The sequence below is a fragment of the Cecembia calidifontis genome (assembly GCF_004216715.1).
GTDB lineage: Bacteria > Bacteroidota > Bacteroidia > Cytophagales > Cyclobacteriaceae > Cecembia_A > Cecembia_A calidifontis.
Genome location: NZ_SGXG01000001.1, coordinates 1,576,094 through 1,593,558 on the forward strand (window position 1 = coordinate 1,576,094; position 17,465 = coordinate 1,593,558).

16 protein-coding genes are annotated in these 17,465 nt (G+C 41.4%); 12 read left to right on the plus strand and 4 right to left on the minus strand.

The window, feature by feature from the left end:
• Nucleotides 1-64: 64 nt before the first annotated feature.
• Nucleotides 65-832: a hypothetical protein gene (locus BC751_RS06850; protein WP_130274890.1), complete on the plus strand. Its 768-nt coding sequence runs from the start codon at nt 65-67 to the stop codon at nt 830-832.
• A gap of 75 nt (nt 833-907) precedes the next feature.
• Here the strand turns inward: BC751_RS06850 and BC751_RS06855 are convergent, their stop codons facing one another.
• A complete protein-coding gene (locus BC751_RS06855; protein WP_130274891.1) occupies nt 908-2,119 on the minus strand; it encodes an MFS transporter in 1,212 nt (403 codons plus the stop codon).
• A 138-nt stretch (nt 2,120-2,257) separates the two neighbouring features.
• Between BC751_RS06855 and BC751_RS06860 the strand changes: the two genes are divergently transcribed.
• The 6 genes from BC751_RS06860 (at nt 2,258) to rpiB (ending at nt 9,041) form a co-directional block, all read left to right on the plus strand.
• Entirely contained in the window at nt 2,258-2,842 is a 585-nt protein-coding gene (locus tag BC751_RS06860) for a VTT domain-containing protein (protein ID WP_130274892.1), read from the plus strand.
• Nucleotides 2,843-2,893: 51 nt separating this feature from the next.
• On the plus strand, nt 2,894-5,710 hold the full coding sequence (gene uvrA / locus BC751_RS06865; protein ID WP_130274893.1) for an excinuclease ABC subunit UvrA: 2,817 nt from the start codon (nt 2,894-2,896) through the stop codon (nt 5,708-5,710).
• A 68-nt stretch (nt 5,711-5,778) separates the two neighbouring features.
• Nucleotides 5,779-6,381, plus strand: coding sequence for a trimeric intracellular cation channel family protein (locus BC751_RS06870; protein WP_130274894.1), 603 nt, complete (start codon nt 5,779-5,781; stop codon nt 6,379-6,381).
• Nucleotides 6,382-6,467: 86 nt separating this feature from the next.
• The gene (locus BC751_RS06875; protein ID WP_130274895.1) at nt 6,468-7,736 is read left to right on the plus strand and encodes a serine hydroxymethyltransferase; all 1,269 of its coding nucleotides are present in this window, start codon (nt 6,468-6,470) and stop codon (nt 7,734-7,736) included.
• Between the two features lie 14 nt (nt 7,737-7,750).
• Nucleotides 7,751-8,611, plus strand: a complete 861-nt coding sequence (gene tatC / locus BC751_RS06880; RefSeq protein WP_130274896.1) for a twin-arginine translocase subunit TatC — start codon at nt 7,751-7,753, stop codon at nt 8,609-8,611.
• Nucleotides 8,604-9,041 (plus strand): ribose 5-phosphate isomerase B, encoded by a 438-nt coding sequence (gene rpiB / locus BC751_RS06885; protein WP_130274897.1) that lies wholly within the window; start codon nt 8,604-8,606, stop codon nt 9,039-9,041. Before tatC ends, rpiB begins: the two co-directional genes overlap by 8 nt.
• A gap of 55 nt (nt 9,042-9,096) precedes the next feature.
• On the opposite strand, the gene BC751_RS06890 is transcribed toward rpiB, so the two are convergent.
• Nucleotides 9,097-10,455: a hypothetical protein gene (locus BC751_RS06890; RefSeq protein WP_242617397.1), complete on the minus strand. Its 1,359-nt coding sequence runs from the start codon at nt 10,453-10,455 to the stop codon at nt 9,097-9,099.
• Nucleotides 10,456-10,593: 138 nt separating this feature from the next.
• Between BC751_RS06890 and rbfA the strand changes: the two genes are divergently transcribed.
• Complete coding sequence (gene rbfA, locus BC751_RS06895) at nt 10,594-10,974, plus strand: 30S ribosome-binding factor RbfA (protein ID WP_130274899.1); 381 nt, start codon at nt 10,594-10,596, stop codon at nt 10,972-10,974.
• Between the two features lie 12 nt (nt 10,975-10,986).
• A complete protein-coding gene (locus BC751_RS06900) occupies nt 10,987-12,210 on the plus strand; it encodes an ABC transporter permease (protein ID WP_165389809.1) in 1,224 nt (407 codons plus the stop codon).
• A 661-nt stretch (nt 12,211-12,871) separates the two neighbouring features.
• On the opposite strand, the gene BC751_RS06905 is transcribed toward BC751_RS06900, so the two are convergent.
• Nucleotides 12,872-13,252 carry a DUF2784 domain-containing protein gene (locus BC751_RS06905; RefSeq protein WP_130274901.1) on the minus strand — a complete coding sequence of 127 codons (381 nt, stop codon included), beginning with the start codon at nt 13,250-13,252 and terminating at the stop codon, nt 12,872-12,874.
• A 382-nt stretch (nt 13,253-13,634) separates the two neighbouring features.
• On the opposite strand from BC751_RS06905, the gene BC751_RS06910 reads away from it, so the two are divergent.
• The 3 genes from BC751_RS06910 (at nt 13,635) to BC751_RS06920 (ending at nt 16,876) form a co-directional block, all read left to right on the plus strand.
• The gene (locus BC751_RS06910) at nt 13,635-14,231 is read left to right on the plus strand and encodes a hypothetical protein (RefSeq protein ID WP_130274902.1); all 597 of its coding nucleotides are present in this window, start codon (nt 13,635-13,637) and stop codon (nt 14,229-14,231) included.
• A gap of 76 nt (nt 14,232-14,307) precedes the next feature.
• On the plus strand, nt 14,308-14,880 hold the full coding sequence (locus BC751_RS06915; RefSeq protein ID WP_130274903.1) for an LOG family protein: 573 nt from the start codon (nt 14,308-14,310) through the stop codon (nt 14,878-14,880).
• A gap of 157 nt (nt 14,881-15,037) precedes the next feature.
• Nucleotides 15,038-16,876, plus strand: a complete 1,839-nt coding sequence (locus BC751_RS06920; protein WP_130274904.1) for a potassium channel family protein — start codon at nt 15,038-15,040, stop codon at nt 16,874-16,876.
• Nucleotides 16,877-16,961: 85 nt separating this feature from the next.
• On the opposite strand, the gene BC751_RS06925 is transcribed toward BC751_RS06920, so the two are convergent.
• Nucleotides 16,962-17,450, minus strand: a complete 489-nt coding sequence (locus tag BC751_RS06925) for a GAF domain-containing protein (protein ID WP_130274905.1) — start codon at nt 17,448-17,450, stop codon at nt 16,962-16,964.
• Nucleotides 17,451-17,465: the final 15 nt, after the last annotated feature.

The window sequence follows — 17,465 nt, forward strand, 5'->3', positions numbered from 1 at the left end:
ATCCCGAAAGGTAAGCCATTTTCATTGAAATTTAAATAAATTAGCCCTTTAGCCTTTAAAATCCATGAATAAACGCCTTTTATTGTTCTTGCCCTCACTGCTTATTTCCCTCATTAGCTGCAACACCTCCAGAGAAAAACAGGGGGAATTGACAGTTCAGACTGATTCTCTTGAACAAGCGCAGGGCGAAGGTCCTGCCATCAGTTTTTATTTTTATGAGGAGAAAAATGACTATCCGGACGCTATCATTGAAATGTACACGCCATTGGGTAATCAAAAATTCAGACCGGGGAAAGTTCCCTTTGAATTCAATATCAAAAACTACCCTTTTGCATCCGGAATGGGCGGTTTCCAATTGATGATGATCCTTAACGGCGGGGATCCGGTGGGATACAATGCCCCCATTTTCCAGAGAGAATTAAAAGAAGGGACTTATAGGGCTGTGGCCTACTTAGTAGATGCCGAAGGACTGGCTTTAAAAGAATTTGGCAATTATGTGGACAGGGATTTTATGGTCGGGGAGACCAGGGCTTTTCCCTATCAGGCTGAGCCTTATATAGCGGTAAATTTGCCCCGTAATGGCCAGGTTTTTCCAGAAGGACAAGAAGCTACTGTAGACTTTTTGGTTTTGGGAGGAGATTTAAAACTGGACAAATTAAAGGTGCGAATCCAATTGGATGCGGCAGAATATGAATTGGACCAAATGACCCCGGTGCGGATTGCGAATTTGCCAAAGGGGGAATATGCGCTTACCGTCAGTTTATTGAAAAAGGATGGAAAGGAACTCGATGGTCCTTTTTCTTCCGTCCAAAAAACAATCATTATTCAGTGATTTGATGGGAAAACGCATTTGGATAGAATAATTCAACTCCTTCAAAGGGGGTGAGAATTTGAGATTCACCTCTTTTTATTTTGCGATTTTTACTTCCATCCTTACCGCTATGACCAGAGCAGAAATCAGTGTTATACCTGCAATGGTAAAAATAGATGCTTCAATCCCCAGGGCATCTGCAATGATTCCTGTCAAAATAGCCCCGATTGCATAACCCAAATCCCTCCACAAGCGGAATACCCCGATGCTCTTTGCCCGGTCTTGTGGATGGGTATTCTCAGCCGCTGTGGCCAAAAAGGTAGGATATACCATGGCAGTGCCCCATCCCAAAATGGCGGATAGAATCACATAATGGGCCATATTTTGCGCAAAAAAGAAAAAGAAAAGGGCAATTCCCTGTAAGAACATGCCGAGAAAAAGCAGGTGTTTTTTATTGTAGATATCTGCCATCTTTCCGGTGAAGAGTTGTCCCAACCCCCAAACCGCAGGATAAATGGCGGTAATTATGCCGATCTGCTCCAGACTGAATCCTTTTCCGGCCAAAAGTATGGGGAAAATTCCCCAAGCCATGCCATCATTGAGGTTGTTGACCAGCCCCGCTTGTGTGACCGAACCCAGATTTTTATGTTTCCAGGTAGTTTCCCAAAAAATATGGGATAACCTGGGCACATCAGAAATGGAGTTTTCGGCCGCAACATGTTTTCTTGTGTCTTTGATCAGGAATAGGGAACCCAACAATCCGCCGATAGCCAAGGCAATCCCCAGAAGGAAGGGATAGGGTCTAAGTCCAAACTCAGCAGCAATAAAACCAGTTAGAAAGGCAACAGCCGCCACAGCCAGGTAACCTGCAAATTCGTTAAGGCCCATGGCAAATCCCCGGTCTTTTTCCCCGACCAGGTCAATTTTCATGACTACTGTACTGCTCCATGCCAAACCTTGGTTGATCCCCAGCAGTACATTGGCGGCCACAATCCAATCCCAAGCAGGAGCAAACATAAGAATGAAAGGTACCGGCAGGCCAAACAACCAACCGATTACCAGTAGATTTTTTCTTCCGATTTTATTGGCCAATGCACCGGCAAAATAATTGGTCAGGGCCTTTACAATTCCAAAAACAACGATGAAAGAAAGAATGGCAGTCTTGGCCGCAATAGCGAACTCTACCTCTGCGATTTGCGGGAGGATACTTCGTTCCAGTCCCACCATTCCTCCGACAAAAGCATTGATGATGACCAAAAGCGTAAACTGTTGCCAGTTTTCTTTTAGGCCTAGTCTGACTTGGTTCATGGCGCAAAATTCCTTAAATATTCTAACAATACCTGTGACAAATGTCAAATAAAAAGTAGGCATGTATCATCTGTAAACTTCAATTTATTTGGGTCTGGAATAGAATTTCTGGCTAATTTTAAGAAAAAAATCCTGCAGATGGCTGATGGAAATTCAAGGGCAGATAGGTTAAGTTTTTTGATAAAAAACCTTGCCAAAGGGTTTCTTTATCTCGGGGTTTTGGTTGTTTTATTTTTTCTGATCAGGCAATATTTTTCAGAACAGGAAAGGTTGGAATGGTTTGGTGCCATTTACAACAATCCCTATTTGGTGATGACTGTTTTTGTAGGATCTGAGGTCCTTTTTGGTATTATTCCCCCGGAGATTTTCATGCTTTGGTCCTTGGAGACCGGTTGGATAGGACCCTATTTTTTGAGCATTGGTCTTTTATCCGTCATTTCCTATGCTGCAGGATATTTCAACTTCAATCTTGGGCTTATTGTCAACCACAGGATAAATTTTTTACAATCAAAGAACAGGTATATCCAAAAATACATGAGCTTATTCTCTCGATATGGAGCTTTTTTGGTATTAGTAGCTTCCCTGACCCCCCTTCCTTTTTCACTTATCGCCTTATTGGGGGGAGCCGCAGGCCTGGAGAAGAGGAAGTATTTAGGGTACAGCCTGCTCAGGATACTTAGGTTTTTCGCTTATGCTTATGTTTTGTGGTTGATTCAGCGCTAATGTTGCCAACAAATTATCATTTGAAGGGTTGAATTGGTAACTTTGCCGTTTATGAGTTTGAGCAAGACCATGACTTCCCCATCTATAGATCAACTTGATCCCAAAGAATACATTATCATCAAAAATGCCCGGGTAAATAACCTTAAAAACCTGAGTGTAGCCATTCCTAGGAATAAATTGGTAGTGGTCACCGGCCTTTCAGGCTCGGGTAAATCCTCCCTTGCATTTGACACCCTTTTTGCAGAGGGTCAGCGCATGTATGTGGAGAGCTTGAGTTCCTACGCCCGTCAGTTTTTGGGGAGGATGGAAAAACCGGATGTAGAATACATCAAAGGTGTGTCCCCTGCCATAGCCATACAGCAAAAGGTCACCACCAAGAATCCCAGATCCACTGTAGGTACCACCACAGAAATTTATGATTATCTCAAATTGCTGTTCAGCAGGATAGGGAAAACCATTTCACCGGTAAGTGGAGATGAAGTGAAACACCACACAGTAACTGATGTGGTGGATTTTATCAACAATTTTGAGGAAGGTGAAAAGGTCATGATCACCTGTCCCCTGCATTGGGTGAAGGGAAGGACCAAGCAGCAGGAGTTGGAGCTATTGCTGCAAAAAGGTTTCACCCGGATTCTTGTCAATGGAGAGGCCTATTTTGTGGAAGATTTAGTCGGGGCAGCAGATTTGCCCAATGGGGAATATGAAATTCTGATAGATAGGGCTTCGGTCAGGCACGATGACGAGGACAATCAGTTCAGGATAGCGGATTCTGTGCAGACAGCCTTTTTTGAAGGGCATGGGGAGTGTACCGTTGTGGTGCCCGGCAAGGACAAAAAGACTTTTTCAGACCGTTTTGAACTTGACGGCATGAGCTTTGAGTTGCCTTCGGTTAATTTTTTCAGTTTCAACAATCCTTATGGAGCCTGCAAGACCTGTGAGGGATTCGGTTCTGTGTTGGGGATTGATCCGGAACTGGTGATACCGGATAAGAGTCTTTCTGTATACGAAGGAGCAATTGCCCCATGGAGGGGGGAATCCACAGGGAAGTGGCTGGAGCCTTTGGTGAATAAGGGGATTTATTTTGACTTTCCTATACATCGTGCTTATGAAGATCTGAATGAAGCGGAAAAGGAATTGCTGTGGACAGGAAATGCTTATTTTCGGGGACTGAATGATTTTTTTGCAGATCTGGAATCCAAAACCCACAAAATCCAATATCGGGTGATGCTTTCAAGATTTAGGGGCCGTACCACCTGTCCGGATTGTAAGGGGACAAGGTTGAGGAAAGACGCTTCCTATGTGAAGATCCATTCAAAATCCATCGCAGATATTGTTTTAATGCCCATCCACAAGGCTTTGGCTTACTTCCAAGATCTGGAATTGTCAGAAGCAGAGCGAAAAGTAGCCAACCGGATTTTAAAAGAAATCCTAAACAGGTTGGAATATATCGATAAAGTTGGCTTGGGCTACTTGACATTGAACAGGCTAACTTCCACACTTTCGGGAGGGGAATACCAAAGGATAAAATTGGCTACTTCTTTGGGGTCGGCTTTGGTTGGATCCATGTACATCCTGGATGAGCCCAGTATCGGGCTTCACCCCAGGGATACAGACCGTTTGATTGAAGTTCTGAAATCTTTAAGGGATTTGGGCAATACGGTGATCGTGGTGGAGCATGAGGAGAAGATCATGAAAGCGGCAGATCAGATCATTGACATAGGTCCTGATGCAGGTGTCAGAGGAGGGGAACTGGTCTTTCAAGGGGATTTGAAAGAGCTTTTGGTCCACGGGCAAAGCCATACTGCCAGGTACTTGAAGGGAGAAGAAAAAATTCAGGATAAGCAACAGAACAGGAAGTGGAGGGACAGCATCACGGTAAAGGGTGCCAGGGAAAACAACCTGAAAAATCTTACTGTAAAATTTCCCTTAAAAGTCTTGACGGTAGTGACCGGGGTCAGTGGCTCCGGGAAATCCACTTTGGTCAAAAAGGTGCTTTACCCGGCCTTGGGAAAAATGCTCGGCACGGTGATAGATGAAAGCGGCAAGTTCGATAAGCTGGAAGGCGATTACAAAAAAATCACCCAAGTGGAATTTGTGGATCAAAATCCAATTGGGAAATCTTCCCGCTCCAATCCTGTTACCTATGTAAAAGCTTATGATGCCATTAGGACTTTATATGCTGAACAGCCTTTGGCAAAACAAAGGGGGTACAAACCGGCATTTTTCAGTTTCAATGTAGATGGAGGAAGATGTGAAGCCTGTCAGGGAGAGGGAACGGTTACTGTAGAAATGCAGTTTATGGCGGATATCCACCTTACCTGTGAATCCTGTAAAGGCAAGCGCTTTAAAAATGAAATTCTGGACATTAAGTTTAAGGACAAAAATATCTCAGATGTGCTGGACATGACCATCGATGAAGCCATGGAGTTTTTCAAAGATAAGCATGCGATTATCAATAAGCTACAGCCTTTGCAGGAGGTAGGCTTGGGCTATATCGGCATGGGCCAGTCTTCCAATACCTTGTCCGGCGGTGAGGCCCAAAGGGTGAAGCTGGCTTCATTCCTTGGCAAAGGCGGTACGCGTCCCGGCGATCATGTCCTTTTCATATTTGATGAGCCTACCACAGGACTTCATTTTCATGATATCCGTAAATTACTATATTCCATCAATGCTTTGATCGATCAGGGCCATTCTGTGATCATCATTGAGCACAATACTGAAGTGATCAAAGCGGCCGACTGGGTAATCGATTTGGGTCCCGAAGGCGGTGAGAAGGGAGGACAGATTACATTTGAAGGAACTCCGGAAGCTTTGATGGGGATAGAGGGAAATTATACTGCAAAGTACCTTAGAGAAAGCTTCGAATAAGTACAAGGAGGAAAATAACCTTGTTTCCTCTAGGCATTTTGGAATCAATTCATCTAAATAACAAAGCGATGGATATACAATATCCCTTAGAGCTTATTGGGACCTTTGTTTTTGCTATTTCCGGAGCATTGGCTGTCAGGGATAAGGAACATGACCTTTTTGGGGCGGGATTTACCGGTTTCATTACGGCCATAGGGGGAGGTACTTTGCGGGATGTGCTCTTGGGTTCCTATCCTTTGGTCTGGATTGGCGATGTTTATTTTCTTTATGCTATTTTGTTGGGAGTCCTGGCAGCCTTTGTCTTTCCCAGGTTCTTACTCAAATTAAGAAAGACCATGTTCTTGTTTGATACCCTTGGGATAGGTTTTTTCACCGTTTTGGGCGTGGAAAAGGCCCTTGCATTTGGTGTAAGGCCAGAGATTGCTGCCATTATGGGGATGTTTACTGCGGTTATGGGCGGTGTGATACGGGATACCTTGGTCAATGAAATCCCTATCCTATTCCGAAAAGAAATTTATGCCTCGGCATGCCTTACCGGCGCCATCTTGTATTTGTTATTGAATTACCTGGGTTTGGAAAGGGATACCAACCTTTTGATTTCCATATGTGTGGTAATTTCTATCAGGTTGGTGGCGGTCAGATATAAACTCAGTTTGCCGAGATTGGATTAGTTTGAAAAAGGCTGATTTCCTTGTTCAATACAATTGGATAATCGATTGAATCAAACTATTTTTGAGCACTTAATTCAAAATCCCCCATGAAAAGAGACCAAGTCATTTTTGACCTCATCGCCAAAGAAGAAAACAGACAAAAAGTAGGAATTGAGCTGATTGCATCAGAGAACTTTGCCTCCAAGCAGGTTATGGAAGCTGCAGGAAGTGTGTTGACCAACAAATATGCAGAAGGACTTCCCAATAAAAGGTATTATGGCGGTTGCGAAATCGTAGATCAGATTGAGCAGCTTGCCATAGATAGGGCCAAGGAGCTTTTTGGCGCAACTTGGGCCAATGTGCAGCCGCACTCCGGCGCCCAGGCCAATGCTGCTGTATTTTTGGCCTGCTTGAATCCCGGTGATGCGATTTTGGGTTTTGACCTTTCCCATGGCGGGCATTTGACCCATGGCTCTCCAGTTAATTTCTCCGGTAAATTATATCAACCACATTTCTACGGAGTGGAGGAAGATACGGGCATGATCGATTATGATAAAGTAGAAGCCAAAGCATTGGAAGTTAAGCCAAAATTGTTGATTTGTGGTGCTTCTGCCTATAGCAGGGATTGGGATTATGAAAGATTAAGGGATATTGCCGATCAGGTAGGTGCGATTTTGTTGGCCGATATTTCCCATCCATCGGGACTGATTGCAAGGGGATTGCTCAATGATCCTTTGGAATATTGCCATATTGTGACTACCACTACCCATAAGACCTTGAGGGGTCCTAGAGGGGGGCTGATTTTGATGAGAGAGGATTTTGATAATCCGTTTGGTTTGAAGACCCCAAAGGGTGAATTGAGGAAAATGTCTTCTTTGTTGGATTCAGGGGTATTCCCTGGTACACAAGGAGGGCCTTTGGAACACATTATTGCCGCCAAGGCGGTTGCCTTCCAGGAAGCTCTTTCTGATGAATACATGGCCTACGTGATTCAGGTGAAGAAAAATGCTTCCGTAATGGCGGATGAATTTGTAGCCTTGGGCTATCAGATTATCTCAGGAGGTACTGACAATCACCTGATGTTGATTGACTTAAGAAATAAAGACCTTACAGGTAAATTGGCAGAAGAGACCTTGGGCAAAGTTGATATTACCATCAACAAGAACATGGTTCCTTTCGACACCCGTTCGCCATTTGTAACATCCGGTATGCGTGTAGGTACAGCCGCCGTAACAACAAGAGGATTGAAGGAGGCCGATATGAAGAAAATTGTCCACTTGATAGACAAGGCACTTCAAAATCATGATAACGAGTCCGTATTGGCTCATATAAAAAAAGAAGTTAACGATTGGATGGTTCAGTTTCCATTGTATTAATTTGATTCCAAAACGTGGCCTTAGATCAGTATAGAGAAGAAGAGGAAGAGGAGGGCATGTCCTTTTTGGACCATTTGGAACAGTTGCGTTGGCATTTACTGCGTTCCATTGCTGCCATTCTGATATTTACCGTCATTGCCTTTTTGGCAAAAAGCATCGTATTTGGCAAAATCATTCTTGGTCCTTCCAAGGTGGATTTTTTCACTTATCAGATGCTATGTAAAATTGCAGATGCTATTTCTACGCCTGCACTTTGCATAGACAATCTGCCTTTTACCATTCAGAGCAGGCAGATGACGGGACAGTTTTCCATGCACCTGACTTCATCAGTTGTAGTCGGGTTGATCATTTCTTTCCCTTATGTATTTTGGGAAGCCTGGAGGTTTATCAGTCCGGGTCTTTATTCCAAAGAAAGACAGGCAGCCAGGGGAGCAGTATTTTTTGTCAGTTTACTTTTCTTCGCAGGAGCGTCATTTGGATACTTTATTTTAGCGCCTCTTTCGATCAACTTTCTTTCCAATTATCAATTGGACCCCTCTATTCTCAATGAATTTGACATCACTTCTTATGTCACTACCTTGACCATGCTGGTTCTGGCCTCGGCCATCATGTTCCAATTGCCGGTAGTCATATATTTCCTTTCCATGTCCGGGCTTGTTACTGCGGCCATGCTCAAGACCTACAGAAGGCATGCGATAGTAGTGATTCTAATTGTGGCAGCGGTGATTACTCCTCCGGATGTGATCAGTCAGATTTTGATAGCTATGCCTATTTTGGTCCTGTATGAAGCAGGGATCCAGATTGCAAAACGATTGGAAAAGAAAAGAGCCAAGAAGGAACAGGAAGAAAACTTGAAATATCAGAGAAATGACTAAGAAAATTGCAATAGGTGGCGATCATGCCGGATTTGAATACAAAAAAAGGCTGATTGCAAAACTTGAGCAGGAAGGGTATAAGGTCAAGGATTTTGGACCCTTTTCCGATGCTTCTGTAGATTATCCTGATTATGTACATCCCCTATGTACAGCTATAGAGCAGGGGGAATTTGATCAAGGGATACTTATTTGTGGAAGTGGTAATGGTGTAGCTATCACTGCCAATAAGCATCAGGGAATCAGAGCAGCACTGTGCTGGAACGAAGAACTTGCTGCTTTGGCCAGGCAGCACAATAATGCCAATGTCATTGCCTTGCCTGCAAGATTTGTTGCTTATGAATTAGCGGAAAAAATGGCCTTCACCTTTTTGAATACAGATTTCGAAGGAGGGAGGCATCAAAATAGGGTGGATAAAATTGCCTGCCGGTAATCTTTGAGAAAACTCAGGATAGGATTTAGAAGAGCTGTCAACCCGACAGCTTTTTTTATGGCTTTTGTAGCAAATAATATTTTCCTGTTTTTTGAAATTTTTCTTTTAAAACTGGGACTTTTTCCAAAAAAGCTTCAAAAACACCATCTTCATCAACCACTACTTCCGGTAAATCGTTGCTGATGTTTTTATATGCCAGAGAAATTTCATGGAGGTTGTCGATTGAGTTGAGCAATTCCCGGGTAAGGTGATAATTGAGGTAAGGTGTAGCCTGTTTGGCATTTTCATAGTAAGCAAGGTCATCACTTAATACCAGAACTTTTTTGTTTTCGGTGATGCGGTGCTGCCCGCTTGGATATACCCCATAGTCTCCAAGGTCTTCCTTTAAGGTTTTTACGGTCAGCCATCCTAAGCCTACGAGAGGTACTAAAATGAGAAAAGCAACACTTAATCCATTGTTGAGATTACCTTTTTTCAAGGACAGAAACAACATGGAAATAAAGTATGTGAATGGGGCCAGCATGATAATAAACTGATAGGGGGCTCTCCTGTTGGTCAATAAAAATGAAGCTGCGGCAAAGACAAAAAAGAACATCATCAATTGTACCTGCTTTTGCTGGTTTACAGTCAAAGATCTTAGAATAGCACCTAAGAATAGCCCTAGGAATGAAAAAAGAATGGGTGAGGCATACAAAATAAAAATGTCCCTTAACCTGACATGAACATAGATGTCAGCTGTCCTGGCTGTGAGGATATATTTAGAAACAAAGTCCGGTAGCGCGTCTTTCCAGAAATAGTAAACAGAACAAATCAAAATGGGCAAGAAATAACCCGAAAGTGAAATGAGAAGTTGTCTAAAAGTAAAGCCGCTGATAATGATGCCTACTATAATCATATACGGGAGAAAAAACACCAATGGGAAGTGGAAGCAAGCGGCTATTCCCAAAAAAATCCCTGTTAATAAAACCGAATCACTGCCCTCTTTTTGCAGTACTGTTTGTGAGAAAAGTTGCCCTAATGCAAAGACAATAAAAGTACTGCCCATCAGTGCAGGGGATAAGATCAAGAGGTCAAAAGAAAGATGGACAAGGATTACACCAACGAAAGCAGGCACATAAGTTGTTTCTTCAAAAGACTTGTATTGGTTAAATAGGTAATTGATATAGGTTATCTGTAAAAGCAGGAACAAAGCAGCTAGAATTTTATTGGCCAATAGGCTTTTTCCAAAAAGTAGGTAAAGGCCCCAAAATACGGCAGCAGAAAATGGACCTGAATCATCCAAAATATCCCTGTACATCATTTTACCTTCTGACATGCGTTCACCAATCAGTAGCCAGATGATTTCTGGCTGTAGGACAGGAGGATTGAGAACAAACCAATAAATGCCGCTCAAAATCAGCATGATGCCTGCCACGGCCAGGAGGCGTAAAGGGTCATTTATTCTAAAAAAGCTTATCAAAGCAATGAAGAAGGGCTATGTGAATACAATCAGATCGCACGAAATTAAAGGTTACGCATTTAATTCACTAAATTTGCGTCAATTAAATGAACTATGGAAAGTAAAAGACAGCAGAAATACAGCAAATTGATCCAAAAAGAGATTGGGGAGATATTTCAAAAGGAAGCCAAACACCTTTTGGGGACTTCCTTTGTGACTGTTTCCCGTGTAATTGTAAGTCCTGACCTGGGATTGGCAAAAGTTTACCTCAGTTTTTTATTGGAAAAGGATAAGCCTGTTTTTGATAAGCTTAATGAAAAAAAGAGCGAACTTAGGAAGCACCTTGGGAATAGGATAGGAAAAAGTGTGAGGATAGTTCCTGAAATCGCACTTTTCATGGATGATTCTGCCTCTTATGCCCAACATATGGACAAAGTTATTTCATCATTGGACATTCCCGAGGCTTCCGATGAGGAGGAAGAGGAGGAGGATTAAATTTTAGGATCATTGAACCTTTCATTTTTTATAGCATCCCGGTATTTCCGTAGCAAAAAGAAGCGGAATTTTATCACCATTCTGTCCCGTATATCCATGATTGGAGTTGCAGTGGGGACTATGGCCCTGGTCGTTGTTCTATCTGTTTTCAATGGACTGGAAGATCTTGTCAGGTCTCTGTATGCCTCTTTTGATGCGGAGCTTAAAATAGAAGCTGCGGCAGGGAAATCCTTTGAAGTGGAGGCTGCATGGCTGGAGTCCATACAAAATATAGAAGGGGTGGAAATCGTAACTGAGGTAATTGAGGACAATGCCTTATTTAAATACAGGGATTACCAGCATTTGGCCAGGTTGAAAGGTGTTTCCGATAATTACCTGGATCATGGGAGGTTTGGAAGAGGTTATACCTGGGGGAACTTAGATCTTGGAACTTCCGGAAGGCCAAAAGCAATCATTGGAAGGGGTGTTGGTTTTTTCCTTTCCATGGACCTTGATAATGAATTCGAAATGTTACAAGTGTTTTATCCGAAAGCTCCAAGAAGTGCAGGGACGATTGATCCTTCCCAATTATACAATACTGGGGTTTTGCGCCCTGCAGCTTTTTTTAGTGTTGACAAAGAGTTCGATGACAATTACATTATTGCTCCACTGGACTTTGTGGCAAGTCTCTTGAATTACGGATCAAGGAGAACAGCACTTGAAATCAAAGTAGGAGAAGGAGAAAATATTCAGAAGGTAAAAAAGAGGCTTAGGGCACATTTAGGGGAAGGATTTACTGTAAAAGATACAGATGAACAGCATGCCGGATTACTACGGACTATTAAAATTGAGAAGCTTTTTGTTTTTATAACTTTGAGTTTTATTCTGGCTGTAGCTTCTTTCAATATCTTTTTTTCGCTTTCCATGATGGCGATAGAAAAAAAGAAAGACACAGCGATTTTGTTTGCTATCGGGGCTAGGGAAAAATTGGTACGGAGTATTTATCTTAAACAAGGGGCTATTATTGCCTTTTCAGGTGCTTTGATTGGGCTTGTTTTAGGCTTTGTTCTGGTGTGGGCACAGGATACCTTCGGATTGGTTTCTTTGGGTATAGCTTCTTCGGTGATTGAAAATTACCCTGTAAAAATGGTTTGGACGGACTTTTTCTGGACAAGTGTAGCAGTGATAGCCATTACATTTCTTGCATCTTATAGGCCAGCCTTGATTGCTTCTAAGGTAAGGCCAAACGATTTATAATGAAAAAAGCTGTGAAACAGAATCTCACAGCTTTAGTCAATTAACAATAAACCCAAAATAACCAGCTGTAGGAGAAGGATTCGAACCTCCACGGGGCGGTTAGGCAAGAACACAAGCTCCATGTTCGCTTTATTCCGGGATCCCCACCCCCGAGACAGGAGGGTTTGTCTGCCAGTTTCAACATCCTACAGTATAAAATTTTCAATTGCTACACAGCCCTTTGCTGTCCTTGTTTTTTATTGCTGTAGGAGAAGGATTCGAACCTCCACAGGGCAGTTAGGCAAGAACACGAGCTCCATGTTCGCTTTATTCCGGAATCCCTACCCCCGAGACAGGAGGGCATGTCTGCCAATTTCAACATCCTACAGTGTGTGAAGACCATTTGTCTTGTTTGATGATTCAAAGTTAATAAAAGCTCGTTAAAATTAAAATTATTACAACAAAATTGATTAAAAAATACATATAATTTAACAAAAACTAATTTTAATTAACAAAAACATAAAATGAAAGAGTTGTATCGTCTCTGAATTGAAAATTCTTCAATGCTGAGTTTGTTCATTTTTTCATCCAATATTATTCATACCTTGAAATATTGGTAAAGCCATGCATTTTTTTTAGGAAGTTTCAAAAAAAGTAAGGATGCCTGTATGTCTATTAAATTTTATTTCCGCCGCTTTTTAAAGTTTACAAATAGAGATAATGCCAGTGCCATCAGTGCCAAGCCCAATGTCAGGGCATTTACCAAATCGGTTGCCAAGTTTAGGCTCAATACTCTTTGCATCAAATAGGCAATGTAGGAATGAGGTAAATTCTGTTTTCCCATTTTGCTTAAGATTTCCCAATGCCAATCTGTTAAGGGACAGTAGCCCCAGCCATACCAAATTCCTAAAACTATCCAGGAAGCGAAAGTGAGCGAGATGCTTACCAAATGCCATTTTCTTAGGGGTTTCCAAGCCCATCCGAAGAGGTTGAATACTATCAAAGCGGAATGAAAGCAGGTAAAAAAAATGTCCCCTATATTTAAAAAGAAGGATTCGTTCATTTCAATAACTGTGACTGGGAATTGAATTTAATGAAATATTTTTCAATCCTCGATAGAATTCAATTTTAGGGCTCTAATTTCTTTGCTTGGGGATGAAGGGCAATTTATTCATGTCAAACACCAAAAAAACATAGTGCTTTTGATTGAGTTACATATAAAAAGTGATATGAAGTAGTATAATAGGAATAAATCAGCATATTATGATCCAAAAAAATAAGGAAATGTATTGAATTTGTTTAATTTGTGTTGATAAAATGCATGAAATTTTTCACAATTTTTTGTATTTAGTTGTTAAAAAAGGCATATTTATTGCTGTTAGATCAGTGTTGACAATTCCTTAGATTGAGTAGGTATAAAATAAGTACAAATTCACCTATAGCCAATGAAAAATAAACTGTTTATCGCCCTTTTTACTTTTTGTTTGTTTTCCCATTTATTAAATGCACAGGAACAAGAGAATACTGGATCGCTCAATAGTGGGACTATTACAAGCCAGTTTGATTACCTCAATTCCATATCCAATAATTATCAGGATTACAAGGTGGTAAAGAAAGTGCATTTGGATAAAATCCGACAGAATGTTACGGATTCGCTGAATGTATTCAAAAATGAATTGATTTCCCTAAAACAGGAACTGAAAGAACGGCAAGGTGAAATTTCTGATTTACAGGCTCAGATGTCTGATCTCAGGGAGCAATTGGAAAGTGCGGAAAAAGCAAGGGATAGCTTTGCTTTTTTAGGAATTCCTATCCACAAATCAGCCTATAACAGTATGATGTGGGCCATAGTTGCCTTACTTACAGGTGCGTTTTTGTTTTTCCTGTATAAATTCAGTCAGAGTCATAAAGTGATTTCCAAGGCAAGAAAAGATCTGGAAGAAACAAGGGAAGAATTTGACCAGCATAGAAAGAATACCCTGGAAAGAGAGAGGAAGCTCAAACGCGAGTTAGTGGATGCTTTGAATCAAAAAGCGATTTAATAATAAAAAACCAAAAGTACTGTATGGCCTGGCTTGTCCAGGCTTTTCCTTTTCCAAGACTTTCTTAAATTTGGTTATGAAGAAAATCACGGTCTATTGTGGCTCAAATAAAGGAAAGAATCCCATTTTTGCCGAGGGGGCTTTGGCCCTGGCAAATGAAATGATTAAAAGGGACCTCTCCTTGGTATATGGAGCTGGGAATGTTGGTCTTATGGGTGTAATTGCAGATGCCATGCTGGAGGCGGGGAAAAATGTCTATGGGGTGATTCCTCAAAAGCTTGTGGATATTGAGGTGGCACATCAGGGATGTACGGAACTGACAGTGGTAGAAACCATGCGAGACAGAAAATGGCTCATGGCTGAGAAAGGGGATGGCTTTATTGCCATGCCAGGAGGGATTGGAACCTTTGAAGAACTTTTTGAGATCATGACCTTAAACCAATTGGCCTATATCCGTAAACCCTTGGCTTTGTATAATGTAAATGGGTATTATGAAGGCCTTTTGCAGTTTTTAAAACATGCTGTAAAGGAAGGGTTCCTACATCAGGCCCAATTGGACCTGCTTATTGTAGGGGATAACCCTGCTGTAATTTTAGATAAAATGGCTGCTTTTGAGCCAACTTTTATCGAAAAGTGGGAAGTGAAATAAGGAATAAACCGAAGAATTGTCTTTTTTTAAAACTGTCAATTTGCTGCTTTTCTTCTGCAAAGAATAGATCCGAAAAAAGCTTCCCATATTTTTTAAAACAAAGCCGAAAATTTTCTTTAAGGATTCCTATATTTAAGAAAATAAAATGGAATAAAAGTTGCCTTTCCTCGATAAAATCAGATTTTTTAGCCGCAAAATTAAGCGGTTCCTATCTCCGGAAAGGTTTGCTTTAGCGCCCATTTGGATCCAGTTGATTGCCATTTTTATCACAAGTGCCACAGTAATATTTTTGCTTTCCCCATTTTTGGGAGGTTTACCAAGTAGCTATAGGATTTTTGCTGATCCAGCTTATTACGCAGATGCAAAAGGACCAGTTCAGATTGCAACAGGCCTGGTTCAGGTAATCATTGGACTTGTTCTTTTTTCATTTATCATTTCTGTTTTGTCTGCTGCGCTGATTAAACTCATAGAAAACATCAAGAGCGGTTCACTCCCTTACAAAAAAGGGGGTCACATTCTTTTTGTTAACTATAACATCAAGTTGCTGATGATTTTGGACCAAATCAATATCAGAGCAAGAGAAAAGGGCGTCCTGGAAGATGTGGTATTGCTTTTTCATGAACCTGCCAAGGTACTTGCTTTTAGGGCCCAATTTGATAAGCGTAGATGGGAAAACCTGGATATTTTTATCAGGCAGGGGGATGTCATGTCCTTTCAGACATTTGAAAGGTTATCCATTCAACTGGCAAAGGCCCTGGTAATTTTGTCTCCTGATGATTTTGAAAATTCCTTTGATTCAGACAATTTCAACCTCAAGATACTCACCAACCTCACCAATAATCTTCCTTTTTTTAATCATTTAAAAGAAAGACAGGAAAAAGGTAGCCCGGTCAAATGCTCTATTGAACTTTCTACTCATCAAGATGCCAGAAAGATTGCATTAAATCTCTCCCATTATAAATCAGGCAACCTCTTTGCAGTGATCACACCGGGAGATGTGATTGGAAGCATCATTGCAAGGGCGAAAGTCGATCCGGTTTATTACAAGGTGTTTTTTGAGATTTTGTCCGCAGATGGTTCTACCATCCATTTTATCGATCCCAAACAGTTTGGTGAGATCAGCAAGTTTGAGCAAATGCCATTTGAGCAGCTGTTATTTAGTTTTAAGGGAGGCACTTTGATTGGGTTTTCCAAAGCGGATGAGCTAGGGAATTTTCAAATAGATCTCTGTTCGTTTGGAAATAGATTTAGTAAAGGTTGCTGGTTTATTTTTTTGACAAATAACGTGAAGCAAATAAAATTCCAGTTGTCCGGTTTTACAAAATTGCCAGACAAAAGAAATGATATCATTCCGCCAAAGGAAGAGGTGAGCAAGCGGATCTGTGTCATCGGAGACGCCTGGAATTTGGAAAATATAGGAGATTTCATCGACAGGAAAAGCAGAAAGGCCCTTCAAGAGTCTCAACACGTGTTTGAATCTAAGGCGGATTATTTCTCCGAAGAATTCTTGCAAAAAATTCAAGAAGGTAATTTTGATAACATAGTCGTCAACTTAGATGATGAACTTGGCTTCAGGTTGACGATGTTGCTGGTTGCTGCACATAAGGATGATGCCCAGTTTTTGACAAAAATCATCACCATTTTAGGTGATCCTGTAACGGAACAGTTGCTTAATACAACTTTACTGGGGTGCAATACCGTGCTTTCACATAAACTTTCCTCCAGATACATTGCACAACTTGCCTTTCAGAAAAACCTGGAACAGATTTTTTCCGAATTGGCATTTACGGAGGGTTCCGAATTCAATCTATTGGAGGTAGGGAAACACATTTCTTCTGATCTTTTAAAGGATATGGATGAGGTCAAAAGACTTCTTGCGGCCCATGAAATGATTTACTTAGGTACTGTGAATGAGGAAAAAAATGTGGTTTTAGAAGCGGAAATTTTTCAAAGTACCAAGCAGCTCCTTGTTTTGAGCAGGGGTGAAATTACCTGACCACCAACCCCATCTTTTCTATAATTCCCTATGGGCTGGAACTGGGGAAATAGAACTGGTATGCCCCAGAAGAAGATTGGTTTTTTTATTTTGATTGTTTTGCTGACAATAGCTGCATCAGCTCTTCCAGGAAAATTTTGTCATTTTGATCAAAATCATCCAATTGGTCACTGTCCACATCCAGAACACACCAAACCTTTCCATCTTTTATTCCGGGAACCACAATTTCAGATTTTGACGCAGAACTACATGCAATATGTCCTGGGAAAAGATCTACATCTGGAACCAATTGGGTACGGGATTCCTTCCATGCTGTTCCGCACACCCCTTTTCCAAATGAGATTCTTGTGCATGCCAAAGGACCCTGAAAAGGACCCAGTACCAGTTCATTGTCTTTGACCAGGTAGAAACCTACCCAAAAAAAGCCAAAAGCTTCTTTCAACACCGCAGCAACATTGGCAAGGTTGGCATAAAGGTCAGTTTCGCCGCTAATCAATGCTTCAATTTGTGGGAGTATGGCCTGGTAAATTCCGGCTTTGTCAGTTTCTTTGGGTATGTACAATGATTCTGCCATGATCAATTTTTTTAT

Bases quoted from the DNA above. Each gene is read 5' to 3' on its own strand.
- BC751_RS06915 (WP_130274903.1), top strand. From the start codon at position 14,308: ATGAAGAAAATCACGGTCTATTGTGGCTCAAATAAAGGAAAGAATCCC.
- BC751_RS06910 (WP_130274902.1), top strand. From the start codon at position 13,635: ATGAAAAATAAACTGTTTATCGCCCTTTTTACTTTTTGTTTGTTTTCC.
- BC751_RS06870 (WP_130274894.1), top strand. From the start codon at position 5,779: ATGGATATACAATATCCCTTAGAGCTTATTGGGACCTTTGTTTTTGCT.
- rbfA (WP_130274899.1), top strand. From the start codon at position 10,594: ATGGAAAGTAAAAGACAGCAGAAATACAGCAAATTGATCCAAAAAGAG.
- rpiB (WP_130274897.1), top strand. From the start codon at position 8,604: ATGACTAAGAAAATTGCAATAGGTGGCGATCATGCCGGATTTGAATAC.
- BC751_RS06855 (WP_130274891.1), bottom strand. From the start codon at position 2,119: ATGAACCAAGTCAGACTAGGCCTAAAAGAAAACTGGCAACAGTTTACG.
- uvrA (WP_130274893.1), top strand. From the start codon at position 2,894: ATGAGTTTGAGCAAGACCATGACTTCCCCATCTATAGATCAACTTGAT.
- BC751_RS06925 (WP_130274905.1), bottom strand. From the start codon at position 17,450: ATGGCAGAATCATTGTACATACCCAAAGAAACTGACAAAGCCGGAATT.
- BC751_RS06860 (WP_130274892.1), top strand. From the start codon at position 2,258: ATGGCTGATGGAAATTCAAGGGCAGATAGGTTAAGTTTTTTGATAAAA.
- BC751_RS06850 (WP_130274890.1), top strand. From the start codon at position 65: ATGAATAAACGCCTTTTATTGTTCTTGCCCTCACTGCTTATTTCCCTC.
- BC751_RS06905 (WP_130274901.1), bottom strand. From the start codon at position 13,252: ATGAACGAATCCTTCTTTTTAAATATAGGGGACATTTTTTTTACCTGC.
- BC751_RS06875 (WP_130274895.1), top strand. From the start codon at position 6,468: ATGAAAAGAGACCAAGTCATTTTTGACCTCATCGCCAAAGAAGAAAAC.